The following is a 17,562-nucleotide window of genomic DNA, read 5'->3' as shown; positions in this document are numbered from 1 at the left end:
GCCCGGCTCAGCCGCCGGAGGTGTCCAGTTCCGCGTCCTCGCCGACGCCCGCGCAGTCGTAGGGGTCCTTGAGCCAGCCGTCGGGCAGGACCACCCGGTTGTTGCCGGAGGTCCGGCCGCGCGGGCCGTCGGCGCCGGCCGGCCAGGGCTGGTCGAGGTCGAGTGCGTCGAGCCCGGCGCGCAGTGCCTCCAGCGAGGAGGTGATCGCGAGCCGCTTGCGCATCTCGGAGCCGACCGCGAAGCCCTTCAGGTACCAGGCGACGTGTTTGCGGAAGTCGGTGACGCCCTTGGTCTCGTCGCCGATCCACTCGCCGAGCAGCCGGGCGTGGCGGACCATGATGTCGGCGACCTCGCGCAGCGTGGGCCGCGCGAACTCGGCGCGGCCCTCGAAGGCGGCCACCAGGTCGGCGAAGAGCCACGGCCGGCCGAGGCAGCCCCGGCCGACGACGACTCCGTCGCAGCCGGTCTCGCGGACCATGCGCAGCGCGTCGTCGGCGGACCAGATGTCGCCGTTGCCGAGGACGGGGATCTCCGGGACGTGCTCCTTGAGGCGGGCGACGGCCTCCCAGTCGGCGGTGCCGCCGTAGTGCTGGGCGGCGGTGCGGCCGTGCAGGGCGATGGCGGTGACGCCCTCCTCGACGGCGATCCGCCCGGCGTCGAGGTAGGTGAGGTGGTCGTCGTCGATGCCCTTGCGCATCTTCATGGTGACCGGCAGGTCCCCGGCGCCGCCGACGGCCTCGCGCAGGATGGCCCGCAGCAGGTTCCGCTTGTACGGGAGGGCCGAGCCGCCGCCCTTGCGGGTCACCTTCGGGACCGGGCAGCCGAAGTTGAGGTCGATGTGGTCGGCGAGGCCCTCGTCCGCGATCATGCGGACGGCCTTGCCGACGGTGACCGGGTCCACGCCGTACAGCTGGATCGAGCGCGGGGTCTCCGTCGCGTCGAAGTGGATCAGCTGCATGGTCTTCTCGTTGCGCTCGACCAGCGCCCGCGTGGTGATCATCTCGCTGACGAAGAGGCCCTTGCCGCCGCTGAACTCCCGGCACAGGGTGCGGAAGGGCGCGTTGGTGATGCCCGCCATGGGGGCGAGCACGACGGGCGGCACGACGGTGTGCGGACCGATCCGCAGCGGGGACCCGGCCGGGGAACCCGCCGCGGGCACGGCTGCCGGAGCGGGCGCCGGGACGGTCGCGGGACGGGTCGCCGGGGCGGGCGCCGGGACGGTCGCGGGAAGGTTCGTCGGGGCGGGCGTCGGGAGGGGCGTGGACATCCGCCCATTGTCACCCATCGCCGCCCCGCTTGTAGCAGTCATTAGTTAGCCACACTATTGACTTGGGCTACGATGGCCGCATGCCCGAGCTGAGCCCCCGCCGACGACGGCTCGTCCTCGCGATCTGCTGCATGAGCCTGCTGATCGTGAGCCTGGACAACACCGTCCTCAATGTCGCCCTCCCCTCGATGGAGCGCGACCTCCACGCCTCCACCGCCGGTCTCCAGTGGACGATCGACGCCTACACCCTGGTGCTGGCCGCGCTGCTGATGCTGGCGGGCTCCACGGCCGACCGGATCGGCCGCCGCAAGGTCTTCACGACCGGCCTGGTCGTCTTCTCCCTCGGCTCGCTGCTGTGCTCCCTCGCCCCGAACCTGGAGCTGCTGATCGGGGCGCGGATGGTGCAGGCGGTGGGCGGTTCGATGCTCAACCCGGTCGCCATGTCGATCATCACCAACACCTTCACCGAGCCCCGCGAGCGGGCCCGCGCGATCGGCGCGTGGGGGGCCGTCGTCGGCCTCTCCATGGCGGCCGGGCCGCTGGTCGGCGGGCTGCTCGTGGAGTCGGTCGGCTGGCGCTCGATCTTCTGGCTGAACCTCCCGGTCGGCCTCGCCGCGCTGCTGCTGACCCTGCGCTTCGTCCCCGAGTCCCGCGCCCCGAAGGCCCGCCGCCCCGACCCGGTCGGGCAGCTCCTCGTCATCGCCCTGTTCGGCTGCCTGACGTACGCGATCATCGAGGCGCCGGAGGCGGGGCTCGCCGTGAGCCTGCCCTTCGGGGCGGTCGCGCTGGCCGCGCTCGCCGGGCTGCTGTGGTACGAGCCGCGGCGCGACGAACCCCTCATCGACCTGCGGTTCTTCCGGTCGGCGCCGTTCAGCGGCGCGACCGTGATCGCGATCAGCGCCTTCGCCGCGCTCGGCGGTTTCCTCTTCCTGTCGACGCTGTACCTCCAGAACGTGCGCGGCCTCGACGCCCTGCACGCGGGCCTGTGGATGCTGCCGATGGCCCTGCCGACGTTCCTGTGCGCGCCGCTCTCCGGCCGTCTCGTCGGCACCGTCGGGCCGCGCGTCCCGCTGCTGATCGCGGGCGTCGCGATGACCGCGAGCGGCGTCCTGTTCGCCGCGTTCGACGCGGAGACCTCCAACGGCACCCTGTTCCTCGGCTACGCCCTCTTCGGCATCGGCTTCGGGTTCGTCAACGCGCCGATCACCAACACGGCCGTCTCCGGGATGCCCCGGAGTCAGGCGGGCGTGGCGGCGGCGGTCGCCTCCACCAGCCGCCAGCTCGGGCAGACGCTGGGCGTGGCCGTGATCGGGGCGGTGCTGGCCGCCGGGATAGGAGCGTCGTCGTACCGCGAGACGTTCGTGTCGGCGGCGGTCGCGGGCTGGTGGATCCTCGCCGCGTGCGGCGCGCTGGTGCTGGTGGTCGGCTTCGTCTCCAGCGGCCGGTGGGCGCGCGGGACGGCCGTGCGGACGGCGGAGCGGCTGGAGGAGAACGAGATCCGGCAGACAGCGGGCGCCGGCGTCTGAGCGGTCCCGTACGGGTCTGGCCTCACGGGAACATCCGGTACAGCTTCTCCAGCCGTTCCCGGCTCTCCGCGTCCACCGGGGTGTACGTCACCATGCGCGCCCCCTCCTGCGGGCTGAGCCACAGGTCGGTGTGGCTGAGGGTGAGCAGCCCGACGTGGGCGTTGCGGAACAGCTTGGTCTTGCTGCGGTTGGCGACGATCTCGTAGCGCTCCCAGTTCTCGCGGAACTCGGGGGACGCGGCCTGGAGCCGCCCGAGGAGCGTCTTCCACGCGGGCTCGGAGAGGTGCCCGGCCATCGCGGCGCGCAGCTTCGCCGCCATGAGCCGCATCGACTCGTCGAGGTGCACGATCGAGGACCGCCAGACCGGGTCGGTGTGCACCAGCAGCATGCAGTTGCGGTCCTCGGGCGGGACCGCGTCGAGGTCGCAGAGGAGCCGGGCGTACGTGCGGTTGTAGGCCAGGATGTCGTAGCGGCTGTTCTGGATGCAGGCGGGCAGCGGGTCGAGCTGCATCAGGGTGGCGCGCAGGGCGTCGGTGATGCCGGCGCAGGAGGAGGCGGGGCTCGGGTCGGCGGCCCCGGCGAGCTGGAAGAGGTGGGCGCGTTCGCTCGCGTCGAGCAGCAGGGTGCGGGCGAGGGCGTCCAGGACCTGCACGGAGACCTGGATGTCGCGGGCCTGCTCGATCCACGTGTACCAGGTGACGCCGACGGCGGAGAGGTGGGCGACCTCCTCGCGCCGCAGGCCGGGCGTACGGCGGCGGGCGCCGCGCGGCAGGCCGACGCGCTCGGGGGTGAGGCGCTCGCGGCGGCTGCGCAGGAACGCGGCGAGTTCGTGCCGCCGGATCTCGGTGGCCCGCGGGGCGCCGGCACCGCTCCCGGCCGGGCCCGACGCCGGACCGGTCGTACGCTCGGGTGCCGTCGCGTTTGCGTGCGCGGTCGCGGTCGCCTGCGCGGTCGCCGTCGCCGGTGCGGTCGTCTCCTGCGCTGCCATGGTCGCCATGCCTCCAGCCTGCCGCCGTCCGGACCCGGGTGCCAGGTACTCCCGCTACCAGGATAAGGACACTCTGGTACCCCTGTGGGCGGGGGCGCAGGCTCGACACCGTGACCCAGACAACGCCCACCCCACCCACCCCGTCCCCGGCCGTCTCCCCCGCGCGGGGCCGGGCGGCGGCCCCGCACGGCGCGCTCGGCTCCCTCGGTCTGTTCACCGTGCTGCTGGGCGCCGCGCTCCCCCTCGTCGACTTCTTCATCGTCAACGTCGCCCTGCCCACCATGGGCCGCGACCTGGCCGCGAGCGAGGCCGTCCTCGAACTCGTCGTCGCCGGGTACGGCGTCGCGTACGCCGTCCTGCTGGTCCTCGGCGGGCGGCTCGGCGACCTCTTCGGCCGCCGCCGCCTGTTCCTGGTCGGTACGGCCGCCTTCGGCCTCACCTCGCTGGCCTGCGGCCTCGCCCCCGACGCCTGGACGCTGGTCGCGGCCCGCGTCGCGCAGGGCGCGTCGGCGGCGCTGATGGTGCCGCAGGTCCTCGCCACCATCCAGTCCTCCACCGAGGGCACCCGCCGCGCCCGCGCGATGAGCCTCTACGGCGCGACGGCGGGCCTGTCCATGGTGGCGGGCCAGATCCTCGGCGGCGTCCTCGTCGACGCCGACATCGCGGGCAGCGGCTGGCGGTCGGTGTTCCTGGTGAACGTCCCCGTGGTCGTCGTCGGCCTGGCGCTGGCCGTCCGCCGGGTCCCCGAGACCCGCTCGGCGCACCCCGAGCCGGTCGACGTGCCCGGCACGGTCCTGCTCGCCGCGGCACTGCTGACGCTGCTCGCGCCGCTGACGGAGGGGCGCGCGGCGGGCTGGCCGCTGTGGACGTGGGTGTCCCTGGCCGCGTTCGTCCCGGCCGCCGCCGGGTTCGTCGCGGTCGAACGCCGGGCGGACCGCCTCGGCCGGACGCCGCTGGTGCCGCCGAGCCTGCTGGCGCTCACCACGCTGCGGCGCGGGCTGACGATCATGGCGCCGCTGGCCGTCGGGTTCAGCGGGTTCATGTTCGTGGTGGCGGTGTCGCTCCAGAGCGGGGCGGGGCTCAGCCCGGTCCGCGCGGGTCTCGCCCTCGCCCCCATGGCGACGGCCTTCTTCCTGGTCTCCCTCGCCGGTCCCCGCCTGGTGACCCGCTACGGCTCCCGCGTGGTGACGGCGGGCGCGGTGCTCCAGGGCGCGGGCGTCCTGCTGTTCCTGCTCGCGGTGCGCGCCGACTGGCCCGACGTCGGCGTCCTCGACCTGCTCCCCGGCACGGCCCTCGCCGGAGCGGGCCAGGCACTCCAGCTCCCGGTCGTGATGCGGCTGGTGATGTCGGAGGTGCCGCCGGTCCGGGCGGGCGTCGGCAGCGGCATGATGGTCACCACCCAACAGGCCTCCCTGGCCCTGGGCGTGGCCACCCTCGGCACCCTGTACCTCTCCCTCACCCCCCACCTGGGCATCCGCGACGCCCTGATCACCACCCTCGCCGTCCAGATCGGCGCGGTGGCGGTGACGGGCCTGCTGAGCCTGCGCCTGCCGAGAAAGTTCGGCTGACCGCAACCCACCGGCGCCGATCCTGCCGCACACTCCTACCTGACCCCGTCCCCCGGACCCCTCCGGGGGACTCCGGTGGGACGGACACGGGAGGCACCGTGGCAGGGATCGACGCGAGCAAGGTGAGCCGGTGGGACGGCGACGGCCGCGAACACGTCGTCCACGTCCGGCGGACCGGCGCCCGGCGCACCCTCACCTGCGACACCTGCGGCTGGCACCAGGCCACCCAGTTCCTCCCCTGGCTCAAGGCGGCGGAGCACCTGGCGGAGGCCCACCGGGCGACGGTGGACCCGGCGGGGCGAGAGCGACCCTAGGGCGCTTCCGGGACGGGGGCCGCAGTCCGTACGCCTCCTCCACCTCGGCGAACTCGGCCTCGTAGGCGTAGCCGCCCGTCGGGAGGGCGGCCCGCAGGGGGCCGAGGTCCGAGGGGCGGAGCAGCCCGAAGGCATTGTCGGGGAGCAGGACGAGCAACTCGGCGGTGTGCGCGGCGAGCCAGTCGGTGCGGCCGAGGTCCACGGCGAGGCGGAGCAGGTCGATGACGGTGGCGGGCCGACGGGCGGCGGCAATGGACAGGTCGATGCTGACCAGGCAGCGGTCGAGGAGGTGGTCGGGGCCGCGAGGGTCGGTCGGCAGGGCTCCGAAGCTGCGGGCGGTGCGGCCGGCCGCGGCCACCTCCTCGAGGATCAGCGAGCCGATCGTCGGCGTGTTTGCGGTGTAGGTGTGCACGCGTGAGCGCAACGCGTCGACCGCGACGCGCAGTTCACGGCCGCCACGCCCCAGGACGTCCCGTCCGGCTTCCTCGCATTCCCGCCACAGCGCGTAGAAGCCGATCCCCTCGGGCAGAGAGGCCAGTCGCCTGACGACGTGTTCGAGGTCCCGGTCGGACAACGACTCCGCCCCACGGACCAGTTGACCGCCGAGGAGCCGCATGAAGAGGTCGGCCTCGGCCGAGGGCAGCACCTCGACGGCGGTCAGCAGCCTGCTGAGGAGGACAAACAGCAGGCGGTCGTCGTCGGTGTCGCGGCTGAACAGGGCGAGAAGTGTGTGGGCCGCCGAGCGGACGTGTCCGTCGTCGACGACGTGCGTACGCAGCGCGTTCGGCACCTGGTGGAGCAGGGGGTGCGCCGCGTTCAGCAGGAGTTCGGCGTCCGGGTCGCCGACGAACATCAGCCGCCGCACGACGTCGGTCACCTGGTTGTCGACGGCCTGCTCGACGGGCCGGTCCGGGGGCAGGGACTCCACGACCCAGCCGAGGTCGTGCTGCACGAACGGCACCCGGCCCGTCCCCACGACCAGGTCCCGGCCCCCGTCCGGGAGCCGGATCCGCTCCGGATGGAGGGTCGAGGTGTAGAGGTCCCAGGACTCCCCGGACATCTGGGACTGCCACAGCATGGTGTGCCTGCGCCACTGGCCCGCCGGGTCGTCCGGGCCGAAGTAGTCCGAGGCGCGTACCCGGCCGTGCGCCAGCACCCCGAGCAGCAGCAGGTTGGCGGCGTAGACGGCGTCGCGGTGCACACGGGTCTGGCGTACGGGGGCGTGGGGGTGGGGGGTCCGGTGGGCGGTGTCCCAGGGAACGGCGCGGAACAGCGCGGCGAGCAGGTCGTGCAGGGCGGTCCGTTCGGCGTCCGTCGGCAGCGCGGCGAACAGATCGGCCAGGTTCCGTACGACCTGCGCCCGGTCGGTCAGCGGGGTGGAGGACAGCAGGGCGTACAGTGCGCCGTCGTCCGGCAGGGTGTGCCCTTCCCGGCGGCGGTCCGGCAGGCGGCGCAGGGTCCGGTCCACGAGGCGGGCGGCGAGGTGCTCACCGAAGGTGGCGTGCATGAACTCGTAGCTGCGCAGGTGCTGTTCGGCGATGACCGTGCGGGCCTCGTGGACGAAGAAGAAGCGCCCGAAGAGCAGGTCGCTGTCGGCCGTGCCGTCGGCCAGCGCCGTCAGGTCGGCCGCCGCCTCGGCGCCGGTGAGGGCCTGGACACCCCGCTGGAACATCCCGACGGCGATCACCGACAGCCGGTGCAGCTCCTGTTCGACGGCGGCCGGTGCCCCGGCGGCCGGCAGGGTGCCGTCCTTGACGAGCTGGCGGCGGACGAAGGTGGTGAGCAGCCGTTCGTACAGCTCGGTGCGGCTGAAGTCCTCCTCACGCAGCGACTGCACCGCGTTGTCGTCGGCGTCGTACAGGGCGAGCATCAGCAGCAGCAGGGGCTGGGCGGCCAGGTGCCGGTGCGGGAGGAGCGCGTCGGGGGTGAGCGGGCTCAGGCCGCGGCGGGTGGTCCAGGCGCGGTTGGTGGTGTTCCAGACGGCGAGCCAGCGCTCGATCTCCCCTCCGTCGAAGGGTTCCAGGCGCAGTACCTGGGTGGCCGGCGGGATGTCCGCGCGGTCGGCCACCACGGTCCGGCTGGTCACCACCACGGCCAGGGGGCGGCCCTGTTCCGCCTCGCGGCGCTGGAAGCGTTCGACCTCGCGCAGGTAGTTCCACTGCCGTCCGGGGTCGAGCCGTCGGGCACCCGCCTGGAGCAGTTCGTCGAAGCCGTCGAGGAGAACGAGCGGGAGGACTCCGGGGGCGCGTTCCGACCAGTCCGGCCAGCGCTCGTCACGTCCGGAGGCGTCCTTGAGCGCGTGTTCGAGCTGGGCCTGCAGGTCCAGTTCGGCGGGGACATGGCGCAGTTCCACCCGCAGGACACGGAACTCGCTCACGGGCGCGCGGGCCTGGAGCAGCCGGGTGAGCATCGACTTCCCGGCGCCCGGGGCGCCGAGCACGAGCAGCGGGGCCAGCAGGGCGGGCAGGCTCAGGAGATGAGCGGCGAGGAAGCGCTCGATGTCGCCGTGCGGCGGCTGGTCCCGCCACCACTTGTCGGAGGCGGCACCGTCCTGGACACCGGGCGTGCCCGGTCCGGCCAGCCGGTAGCGGGGGTTGACGTATCCCTCGGCCAGGGTCGGCAGCCGGGGGCCGGGGCCGCGGGTGTCGAACGAGGTGATCGGACCGTGGAGCAACGCCCGCGCGGTGGGCGTGGGTTCGTCCCGTCCGACGAACTCCGCGAGCAGCGCGCCGAGCCCGGCGAGGCCGACTCCTCCGCCGGGTCCGGCCACCGGGCGGGCGGGGGCCGGGGGCAGGCCGACGGCCAGCGCGAACTCGGGGCAGGAGTCCGCCAGAGGCCGGATCAGGTCTAGGTAGTGGCGCAGCAGTTCCCGCTCGTCCTCGGTGTCGATCCCGAGCCGTTCGACGGCCTCGTGCAGGACCGGGTCGGCGGGCACTGGAGGCCGCTCCCCGTCGTCGTGCGCGGTCCACCCGTACGCCCGCACCGGCCCGTTGACGAGCATTCCCATGTCGTCCCAGCGGCCCCCGGACTCCCCGCAGCGGGCGAGGGCGACCGCCAGCAGCACCATCCGGGCGGCGTGGATCAGCTCGGCCCGCCGCACCCCCCGGGCGGCCCGTACGCGCTGCGGGTAGCCGGTCAGCAGGGACTCCAGCGCCCGCGCCCCGTTCTCCTTGGCGTACAGGACCTCGTACAGGGAGTACGAGTCGTCCGGATGCCCTCCGGCGAGGACGCCGACCGCCTTGGGGACCTCCATCGCGGCGGCGCCGAAGACGTCTGCGGGCGGGTCGTCCTCGTCGCGGGGCGCGGGTGGGGCGGCCGGGGACCGCCGCGGGCGGGGCGGGGCGGTCTCCATGGTCCGCTCCAGCTCGGCGTGGCGCGCTCTCCACCAGTCCTCGTCCAGCCGAAGGCCCGGCGGCGGCACGGGCGGGTCCCCGCACCGCTGGGCGCACAGTCCGAGGACTCCGCGCACCACGTCCCATTCCGGGGCCGTACGCCGTACGCCGCCCAGCAGTTCCGAGACGGAGGCGGCGCTCAGGTTCAGCGTCCGGGCGATCCGGGTCTGGGGCACCCCGCAGGCGCGGACGAGACGGCGCAGCTCGGCGCAGAAGTCGGCGACCGGCCCCGCGGTCCGGGCGGGCTCCCCAGGTGGTGCGGCCAACTCCCGTTCCCTTCGGCGCGCTTCGGCGAGGTCCTCCGAAGCCTATGGTCCGGCCTGGGGTTCCTGCCGGGCGTTCGGGGTGTTCGGGGAGCAGCCGGTGCGACGGCCGGGCCGGACGAGGGTCGTCACCACGGGCCTCCCGATCGGCCCGCCTTACCCGACTCGCCCCGGCGCACCGCGCCGAGACCGGAGGACGTCCGATGCCGCTGCCGAGCCCCTTCCCCCTGCTCCTCGTCTTCGCCGCCCTCTACGCGGGTGTGATCCTGCCCGCCGTGTGGTCGCGCCGCCCGGCCCGCCGTCAGGCCGCCCTCCGCGTGCTCGACCGCCTGCTGGACGCCCTCCGGTCGGGCCGCCGCCCGCCGGGGCGGCGGGACCGGGGCCGGGACCTGCCGTGAGCCCCGCCGCAGGCCGGAGCGGGCCTGCCTACCCCGCCGTCCGCAGCCCCCGCACCACCAGGTCCACCAGCGCCCCGAAGTCCGCTTCCGCGGTGGGGAGTTTCCACTCCTCGTGGTAGCCGGGGTCGTGGAAGCGGCCGGTGGCCTGGAAGACCGTGCGGGCGGCGGTGAGGGGGTCGGTGGGGGCGAAGGCGCCCGAGTCGACGCCCGCGGCGACGATCCCGGCGAGCTGGCCGGTGAGGTCGTCGACGTGTTCGCCGACGGCGGGGCCGTTCTCCCCGGCCAGCACCATGTAGGTGGCGAAGAGTTCGGGGTCCTCGCCGGACTTGCGCCGCTTGGCGTCGAACAGGCCGGTCAGCCAGGCCCGCAGCCGGGTCTCCGGGTCGCGGCCGATGTCGGCGGCGATGCCCGCGAGCGCGTCGGAGGTGCGGTCCAGCCAGCGCTTGGTGACCGCCTCGCGCAGTGCCGCCTTCGTACGGAAGTGGCGGTAGACACTGCCGTGGCTGACGCCGAGGGCGCGGGCCACGTCGACCACGGTGGCCTTGGCCGGTCCGTGGCGGCGCAGCACGTCCTCGGTCGCCGCCAGGATGCGCTCGGCGGTCAGGGTCTCGCTGGTCGGTGCCATGCCCTTGACCGTACCCGTGGCCCGGTCAGCGCTCGCTGTCGAGGTGGGCCATCATCGCGGGCGCGTACCGCTCGCCGGCGGCGGCGTCGGCGGGCACGGCCGCCTCGATCGCGGCGAGGTCACCGGCGTCGAGGGTGACGTCCAGCGCGCCGAGCGACTCGTCGAGCCGCTCGCGGGTGCGGGCGCCGACCAGCGGGACGATGTCCTCGCCCTGGGCCAGCACCCAGGCGATGGCGATCTGCGCGACGGAGACGCCCTTCTGTTCGGCGATCTTGCGGAGCGCCTCGACCAGGGTGAGGTTGTGGCGCAGGTTGTCGCCCTGGAAGCGGGGCGCGTAGGCGCGGAAGTCGTTCGCCGCGAGCTGCCGGTCGGCGGTGAAGTGGCCGGAGAGCAGGCCGCGGGAGAGGACGCCGTACGCGGTGATGCCGATGCCGAGTTCGCGGGTGGTCGGCAGGATGGCCTGCTCGATGCCGCGGGACAGCAGGCCGTACTCGATCTGGAGGTCGGCGATGGGGGCGGTGGCGGCGGCCCGGCGGATCGTCTCGGCGCCGACCTCGCTGAGGCCGATGTGCCGGACATAGCCCTGCTCGACGAGTTCGGCGAGGGCGCCGACGGTCTCCTCGATCGGTACGGCCGGGTCGAGGCGGGCGATGCGGTAGACGTCGAGGTGGTCGACGCCGAGGCGCTGGAGGGAGTAGGCGGCGAAGTTCTTGACCGCCTCGGGTCGGCCGTCGTAGCCGGACCAGGCGCCGTCGGGGGTGCGCAGGGCGCCGAACTTGACGCTGACGAGGGCCTGTTCGCGGCGGGCCGCGGGGGCGGTGCGCAGGGCCTCGCCGATCAGCATCTCGTTGTGGCCCATGCCGTAGAAGTCGCCGGTGTCCAGCAGGGTCACGCCGGACTCCAGGGCGGCGTGGATCGTGGCGAGGGACTCGGTCCGGTCGGCGTCGCCGTACAGGGCGGACATGCCCATGCAGCCGAGGCCGAGGGGGAAGACCTGGGGGCCGGTGGTTCCGAGGGTGCGGGTGTGTGTCGTCATGTCCTCCAGCCTGACATGACAGCTGACAGATTTCAATATCTGTCAGTCCATAGTTGTCATCCCCCCAGCCCCTGGTTGCCGAATTGGTCCAGACCCATTGACGAAAGGTCTGGACCAGTCGCACTGTCATGTCTACGACACGGATCTCGCTCCACCCGCACCCCCACCGGGAGGACCCCTCATGCCACGACCCCGCGCTCCCCGAGCCCACCACCCCCTCCGCCGCACCCTCGGCCTGCTCGCCGCCGCCGTCACCACCGCCGCCCTCGCCACCCTCACCCCCACCGCCTCGGCCGCACCGGCCTCCCTCGCCTCCCCGGCCGCCAACGCCGCTCAGGCCGCCCCGCCGGGGGCGCCCGCCGCCGACACCTGTGCGCTGAAGCCGCGCCCCTCGGGCAAGGTGCTCCAGGGCTACTGGGAGAACTGGGACGGCGCCGCCAACGGCGTGCACCCGCCGTTCGGCTGGACCCCGATCACCGACTCCCGGATCGGCGCGCACGGCTACAACGTGATCAACGCGGCCTTCCCGGTGATCCGTTCGGACGGCACGGCGCTGTGGGAGAACGGCATGGACGCCGGGGTGAAGGTGGCCACGCCCGCCGAGATGTGCGCCGCGAAGGCCTCCGGCAAGACGATCCTGCTGTCGATCGGCGGGGCGACGGCCGGGATCGACCTGTCGTCCACCGCCGTCGCCGACCGGTTCGTGGCGACGATCGTGCCGATCCTGAAGACCTACAACTTCGACGGCATCGACATCGACATCGAGACCGGCCTCGTCGGCAGCGGGAACATCAACCAGCTCTCCCCGTCCCAGGCCAACCTGATCCGCATCATCGACGGCGTCCTCGCCCGCATGCCCGCCGGGTTCGGCCTCACCATGGCCCCGGAGACCGCGTACGTCACGGGCGGCAGCGTGGTGTACGGCTCGATCTGGGGCGCGTACCTGCCGATCGTGAAGAAGTACGCGGACAACGGCCGCCTGTGGTGGCTGAACATGCAGTACTACAACGGCAGCATGTACGGCTGCTCCGGCGACTCCTACGCGGCGGGCACCGTCGCGGGCTTCACCGCCCAGACCGACTGCCTCAACCGGGGCCTGGTCGTGCAGGGCACCACGATCAAGGTGCCGTACGACAAGCAGGTGCCGGGGCTGCCCGCCCAACCCGGCGCGGGCGGCGGCCACATGAGCCCGGCGCTGGTCTCCCAGGCCTGGCGGACCTACAGCGGCGCGCTCAAGGGCCTGATGACCTGGTCGATCAACTGGGACGGTGCGAAGAACTGGACCTTCGGCGACACCGTCAAGGCCTTGCAGGGGCGTTGAGCGGCAAAGCCCGCCCCGGCCGATCCGGCCGGGGCGGGCTCCGCACAACTCGGGGCGCGTCAGCGCCCGGTGGGGCTCAGGCGCCGACGAGGCGGCTCGCGAGGTAGCCCTCGATCTGGTCGAGGGAGACCCGCTCCTGCTTCATGGAGTCGCGCTCGCGCACGGTGACCGCGTTGTCGTCGAGGGTGTCGAAGTCGACGGTGACGCAGAACGGCGTGCCGATCTCGTCCTGGCGGCGGTAGCGGCGGCCGATGGCGCCCGCGTCGTCGAACTCGATGTTCCAGTGCTGGCGCAGCGCGGCGGCGAGGCCCTTGGCCTTCGGGGAGAGGTCGGCGTTGCGGGAGAGCGGCAGCACCGCGGCCTTCACCGGGGCGAGACGGTGGTCGAGGCGCAGCACGGTGCGCTTCTCCAGCTTGCCCTTGGCGTTGGGCGCCTCGTCCTCGACGTAGGCGTCGAGCAGGAACGCCAGCATCGCGCGGCCGACACCGGCCGCGGGCTCGATGACGTACGGCGTCCAGCGCTCGCCGGCCTCCTGGTCGAAGTAGGCGAGGTCCTGGCCGGAGGCCTTGGAGTGCGCGGTGAGGTCGTAGTCGGTGCGGTTGGCGACGCCCTCCAGCTCACCCCACTCGTTGCCGCCGAACTGGAAGCGGTACTCGATGTCGGCGGTGCGCTTGGAGTAGTGGGAGAGCTTCTCCTTCGGGTGCTCGTACCACCGCATGTTCTCCTCGCGCAGGCCGAGACCGGTGTACCAGTTCCAGCGCTGCTCCATCCAGTACTCCTGCCACTGCTCGTCCTCGCCCGGCTTGACGAAGAACTCCATCTCCATCTGCTCGAACTCGCGGGTGCGGAAGATGAAGTTGCCGGGCGTGATCTCGTTGCGGAAGGACTTGCCCATCTGGGCGATGCCGAACGGCGGCTTGCGGCGCGAAGAGGTCTGCACCTGGGCGAAGTTGGTGAAGATGCCCTGGGCGGTCTCGGGCCGCAGGTAGGCGACGGAGCCGGTGTCCTGGGTGGGGCCGAGGTGGGTGGAGAGCAGACCGGAGAACTGCTTGGGCTCGGTGAACTGGCCCTTGTTGCCGCAGTTGGGGCAGTTGACGTCCGCGAGGCCGTTCTCCGGGGGGCGGTTGTGCTTGGCCTCGTAGTGCTCCTCCAGGTGGTCCGCGCGGAACCGCTTGTGGCAGGAGGTGCATTCGGTCAGCGGGTCGGAGAAGGTGGCGACGTGACCGGAGGCGACCCAGACCTCGGGAGCCAGGATGACGGACGAGTCGAGACCGACCACGTCCTCGCGCGACGTCACCATGTAACGCCACCACTGGCGCTTCAGGTTCTCCTTCAGCTCGACACCGAGCGGTCCGTAGTCCCAGGCGGCGCGCTGGCCACCGTAGATCTCACTACAGGGGAATACGAAGCCACGGCGCTTGCTCAGGCTGACGATGGTGTCGATCTTGTCGGCGGCCACGGTGCTCTCTTCATAACGACGACGGGCGGCGGAGCGAGATGCTTCCAGCGAATGCCCCAGCGTACCGGCGGGGGCTCCCCCTCGACCAAATCGGTTGCCTGTTCCGGGACCTCGAATCGATTGTTGACAACGGTTTCCATATTTGATGAAAATGAGTGTCATGAACGTACGACGACTCATACCGGCGACCGCGGTCGCGGCGGCCACCGCCCTCGGTCTCAGCGCCCTCACCGCCTGCTCCAGCGACAGCGCGGCGGCGGGCGACTCCGGCAACACGTCCAAGTTCGACGTCGTCGCCTCGTTCTACCCGATGGCCTACCTCGCCCAGCAGATCGGCGGCGAGCACGTGAAGGTGACCAGCCTCACCGAGCCCGGCCAGGAGCCCCACGACCTGGAGATCAGCGCCCGGCAGCGGGCCCAGCTGGAGGAGTCCGACGCGGCCCTCTACCTCAAGGGCCTCCAGCCCACCGTCGACGAGGCCGTCGACCAGTCCGGCCTCAAGACCAAGATCGACGCGGCGGAGCTGACCTCCCTGGAGGAGCACGGCACCGAGGTCGGCGGGCACGCGGCGGAGCACGACGAGCACGCCGGTGAGGAAGAGGGCGAGGAGCACGAGCACGAGGGCGGCAAGGACCCCCACGTGTGGCTGGACCCGGTCAAGTACGCCGAGGTCGCTCAGGGCGTCGGCAAGGCCTTCGAGAAGGCCGACCCCGACCACGCGGCCGACTACAAGAAGAACACCGCCGACCTGGTCGCCCGCCTCGGCGCCCTGGACACCGAGTTCAAGACCGGCCTCGCCTCGACGAAGACCAAGGTCTTCATCACCACCCACGCCGCCTTCGGCTACCTCGCCGAGCGCTACGGCCTGATCGAGGAGGCCATCAGCGGCCTCGACCCCGAGTCGGAGCCGAGTGCCGCCCGCGTCAAGGATCTTGAGAAGATGGCGAAGGCCGACGGCGTCACGACCGTGTTCTACGAGACGCTCGTCAGCGACAAGACCGCGAAGACCATCGCCAAGGACGCGAACCTCGGCACCGACGTCCTCGACCCGATCGAGGGCATCACCGACAAGTCGCGCGGCACCGACTACTTCGAGGTCCAGAAGGCGAACCTCACGGCGCTTCGGAAAGCCCTGGGAGCCAAATGATCTTCGCGGAGGGCGCGTTGGACAGCAGCACAGCCGAACCCGGCGCAGCGAAAGCGGGCGACCCCGACATAGCGCGCACGGGCGACCCCGTCATCGCGCTGACCGGCGTCCGCGCCGACCTGGGCGCCCGCCCGGTGCTGCGCGGCATCGACCTCACCGTGCGGCGCGGTGAGGTCGTCGCACTGCTCGGCGCCAACGGCTCGGGCAAGTCGACCGCCGTCCGCACCGTCATCGGGCAGGTCCCCGTCGCCGCCGGACGCATCGAGCTGTTCGGCACCGACCGGCGGCGGTTCAAGGAGTGGCGGCGCGTGGGCTACGTACCGCAGCGCACCACCGCCGCCGGGGGCGTGCCCGCCACCGTCACCGAGGTCGTCTCCTCGGGCCGCCTGTCGCGCACCCGGTTCGGGGTGCTGCGCAAGGCCGACCACGCGGCCGTCCGGCACGCCCTGGAGCTGGTCGGCATGGCCGACCGCGCCAAGGACCCGGTGGACGCGCTCTCCGGCGGCCAGCACCAGCGGGTGCTGATCGCCCGCGCGCTCGCCGCCGAACCCGAACTGCTGATCATGGACGAGCCGATGGCGGGCGTCGACCTCGCCAGCCAGGAGATCCTCGCGCACACCCTGCGCGAGCAGGTCGACCAGGGCACCACGGTGCTGCTCGTCCTGCACGAGCTGGGCCCGCTGGAGCCGCTGATCGACCGCGCGGTCGTACTGCGCGACGGCTGCGTCACCCACGACGGGCCGCCCCCGCGCGCCCTCGGCCAGCACGCCCTGCCCGGCCACGACCACGTCCACCCCCACGCCCCCGCGGACAGCACCCCCGTCCGCACCGGACTGCTGAGCTGAGCGCCGATGGAATTCCTCGACTACGCCTTCATGCAGCGGGCCCTGCTCGCCGCCGTCCTCGTCGGCATCACCGCCCCCGCCGTCGGCATCTACCTCGTCCAGCGCCGCCAGGCCCTCATGGGCGACGGCATCGGCCACGTCGCGATGACCGGCGTCGGCCTCGGCTTCCTGCTCTCCTGGTCCCCGGTGTGGATGGCCACCGCCGTCGCCGTCCTCGGCGCGGTCCTGATGGAGCTGATCCGCTGGTACGGCCGCACCCGCGGCGACATCGCCCTCGCGATGCTCTTCTACGGCGGCATGGCCGGCGGCGTGATGTTCATCAACCTCGCCCCCACCGGCTCCAACGCCAACCTCTCCTCGTACCTCTTCGGTTCGCTCTCCACGGTCTCCGAGTCCGATCTCACCGCGATCTGCGTGCTGGCCGCGTTCGTGGTGCTCGTCACGCTCGGGCTGCGCCGCCAGCTCTTCGCGGTCAGCCAGGACGAGGAGTTCGCGCGGGTTACCGGTCTGCCGGTGCGCGCCCTGAACCTGCTCACCGCCGTCACCGCCGCCGTCACCGTCACCGTCGCGATGCGGGTGGTCGGCCTGCTGCTGGTCTCCGCGCTGATGGTGGTCCCGGTGGCCGCCGCCCAGCAGCTCAGCCGCAGTTTCGCGGCGACCTTCGCGATCGCCGTCGCGATCGGCGTCGCCGTCACCCTCGGCGGCACCGTCACCTCGTACTACCAGGACGTCCCGCCCGGCGCGACGATCGTGCTGCTCACCATCGGGGCGTTCATCGCGCTGACCGCGCTGGCCACTCCGCTGGCCCGGCGCCGCGCCCGCGCCCAGGCCGCCGCGCACCCGCCCGGCGACCCCATGGAATGCTCGATTCCGGCCACGCGGGGGGCGGGCGACGAGGCCGGCGTCTGACCGCGCCCCGTTCGGGCTGGCACAATGGCCCGGCAAGGCGCAGACGTGAGGAGGCAACGGTGACGACCGCTGGATCGCCCGTGAAGGGCCGCGCCACCCGGCAGCGCGCCGCTGTGGCGGCGGCGCTCGACGAGGTGGAGGAGTTCCGCAGCGCGCAGGACCTGCACGACATGCTCAAGCACAAGGGCGACTCCGTCGGGCTGACCACGGTCTACCGCACCCTCCAGTCTCTCGCCGACGCGGGCGAGGTCGACGTGCTGCGCACCTCCGACGGCGAGTCCGTCTACCGCCGCTGCTCCACCGGCGACCACCACCATCACCTGGTCTGCCGGGTCTGCGGCAAGGCCGTCGAGGTGGAGGGCCCGGCCGTGGAGAAGTGGGCCGAGGCGATCGCCGCCGAGCACGGCTACGTCAACGTGGCGCACACGGTGGAGATCTTCGGCACCTGCGCGGACTGCGCGGGCACGGCCGCCACCGGCTGAACCGGTCCGGGGGGCGCCCACG

The 17,562-nt window shown here is 72.8% G+C and carries 15 protein-coding genes; 9 read left to right on the top strand and 6 right to left on the bottom strand.

Translation table 11 applies throughout. The annotated features are described in order from the left end of the window. Positions 1–7: 7 nt before the first annotated feature. Positions 8–1,078, bottom strand: a complete 1,071-nt coding sequence (gene dusB / locus ACIQPQ_RS02115; protein ID WP_401299580.1) for a tRNA dihydrouridine synthase DusB — start codon at positions 1,076–1,078, stop codon at positions 8–10. A gap of 269 nt (positions 1,079–1,347) precedes the next feature. Here dusB and ACIQPQ_RS02110 point away from each other — a divergent pair, with 269 nt between their 5' ends. Further along, on the top strand, positions 1,348–2,793 hold the full coding sequence (locus tag ACIQPQ_RS02110) for an MFS transporter (RefSeq protein ID WP_401298512.1): 1,446 nt from the start codon (positions 1,348–1,350) through the stop codon (positions 2,791–2,793). A gap of 22 nt (positions 2,794–2,815) precedes the next feature. Here the strand turns inward: ACIQPQ_RS02110 and ACIQPQ_RS02105 are convergent, their stop codons facing one another. Next, positions 2,816–3,790 (bottom strand): helix-turn-helix transcriptional regulator, encoded by a 975-nt coding sequence (locus tag ACIQPQ_RS02105; RefSeq protein ID WP_401298510.1) that lies wholly within the window; start codon positions 3,788–3,790, stop codon positions 2,816–2,818. Positions 3,791–3,891: 101 nt separating this feature from the next. Between ACIQPQ_RS02105 and ACIQPQ_RS02100 the strand changes: the two genes are divergently transcribed. Together ACIQPQ_RS02100 and ACIQPQ_RS02095 are read left to right on the top strand one after the other, a co-directional pair. Continuing rightward, positions 3,892–5,349, top strand: a complete 1,458-nt coding sequence (locus ACIQPQ_RS02100; protein ID WP_401298507.1) for an MFS transporter — start codon at positions 3,892–3,894, stop codon at positions 5,347–5,349. 98 nt (positions 5,350–5,447) lie between these two features. Further along, the gene (locus tag ACIQPQ_RS02095) at positions 5,448–5,663 is read left to right on the top strand and encodes a hypothetical protein (RefSeq protein ID WP_401298504.1); all 216 of its coding nucleotides are present in this window, start codon (positions 5,448–5,450) and stop codon (positions 5,661–5,663) included. Here ACIQPQ_RS02095 and ACIQPQ_RS02090 read toward each other — a convergent pair. Further along, on the bottom strand, positions 5,593–9,321 hold the full coding sequence (locus tag ACIQPQ_RS02090) for a hypothetical protein (RefSeq protein WP_401298502.1): 3,729 nt from the start codon (positions 9,319–9,321) through the stop codon (positions 5,593–5,595). The two genes, ACIQPQ_RS02095 and ACIQPQ_RS02090, sit on opposite strands and share 71 nt — an antisense overlap. Positions 9,322–9,521: 200 nt before the next feature. On the opposite strand from ACIQPQ_RS02090, the gene ACIQPQ_RS02085 reads away from it, so the two are divergent. Further along, positions 9,522–9,716, top strand: coding sequence for a hypothetical protein (locus ACIQPQ_RS02085; protein ID WP_401298499.1), 195 nt, complete (start codon positions 9,522–9,524; stop codon positions 9,714–9,716). 28 nt (positions 9,717–9,744) lie between these two features. Here the strand turns inward: ACIQPQ_RS02085 and ACIQPQ_RS02080 are convergent, their stop codons facing one another. Continuing rightward, complete coding sequence (locus ACIQPQ_RS02080) at positions 9,745–10,341, bottom strand: TetR family transcriptional regulator (protein WP_401298497.1); 597 nt, start codon at positions 10,339–10,341, stop codon at positions 9,745–9,747. Between the two features lie 25 nt (positions 10,342–10,366). Next, positions 10,367–11,377: an aldo/keto reductase gene (locus ACIQPQ_RS02075; protein ID WP_401298494.1), complete on the bottom strand. Its 1,011-nt coding sequence runs from the start codon at positions 11,375–11,377 to the stop codon at positions 10,367–10,369. 181 nt (positions 11,378–11,558) lie between these two features. Here ACIQPQ_RS02075 and ACIQPQ_RS02070 point away from each other — a divergent pair, with 181 nt between their 5' ends. Beyond that, complete coding sequence (locus tag ACIQPQ_RS02070) at positions 11,559–12,698, top strand: chitinase (RefSeq protein WP_401298491.1); 1,140 nt, start codon at positions 11,559–11,561, stop codon at positions 12,696–12,698. A 76-nt stretch (positions 12,699–12,774) separates the two neighbouring features. Here the strand turns inward: ACIQPQ_RS02070 and ACIQPQ_RS02065 are convergent, their stop codons facing one another. Further along, complete coding sequence (locus tag ACIQPQ_RS02065; protein ID WP_383767315.1) at positions 12,775–14,157, bottom strand: glycine--tRNA ligase; 1,383 nt, start codon at positions 14,155–14,157, stop codon at positions 12,775–12,777. A gap of 160 nt (positions 14,158–14,317) precedes the next feature. Here ACIQPQ_RS02065 and ACIQPQ_RS02060 point away from each other — a divergent pair, with 160 nt between their 5' ends. From ACIQPQ_RS02060 to ACIQPQ_RS02045, 4 genes are read left to right on the top strand one after another with little or no spacing between them, the layout of a single operon-like run. Continuing rightward, positions 14,318–15,304: a metal ABC transporter substrate-binding protein gene (locus ACIQPQ_RS02060; protein WP_401298488.1), complete on the top strand. Its 987-nt coding sequence runs from the start codon at positions 14,318–14,320 to the stop codon at positions 15,302–15,304. Next, on the top strand, positions 15,301–16,149 hold the full coding sequence (locus ACIQPQ_RS02055) for a metal ABC transporter ATP-binding protein (RefSeq protein ID WP_401298485.1): 849 nt from the start codon (positions 15,301–15,303) through the stop codon (positions 16,147–16,149). Before ACIQPQ_RS02060 ends, ACIQPQ_RS02055 begins: the two co-directional genes overlap by 4 nt. Positions 16,150–16,155: 6 nt before the next feature. Beyond that, complete coding sequence (locus ACIQPQ_RS02050; protein ID WP_401298483.1) at positions 16,156–17,058, top strand: metal ABC transporter permease; 903 nt, start codon at positions 16,156–16,158, stop codon at positions 17,056–17,058. Between the two features lie 59 nt (positions 17,059–17,117). After that, positions 17,118–17,540, top strand: coding sequence for a Fur family transcriptional regulator (locus tag ACIQPQ_RS02045; protein ID WP_401298481.1), 423 nt, complete (start codon positions 17,118–17,120; stop codon positions 17,538–17,540). Positions 17,541–17,562 lie beyond the last annotated feature (22 nt).

The sequence above is a fragment of the Streptomyces sp. NPDC091281 genome, assembly GCF_044757425.1.
Classification (GTDB): Bacteria; Actinomycetota; Actinomycetes; order Streptomycetales; family Streptomycetaceae; genus Streptomyces.
Note: the sequence above shows the minus strand (reverse complement) of the source record. Positions and strands in the feature narration are given on the sequence as shown.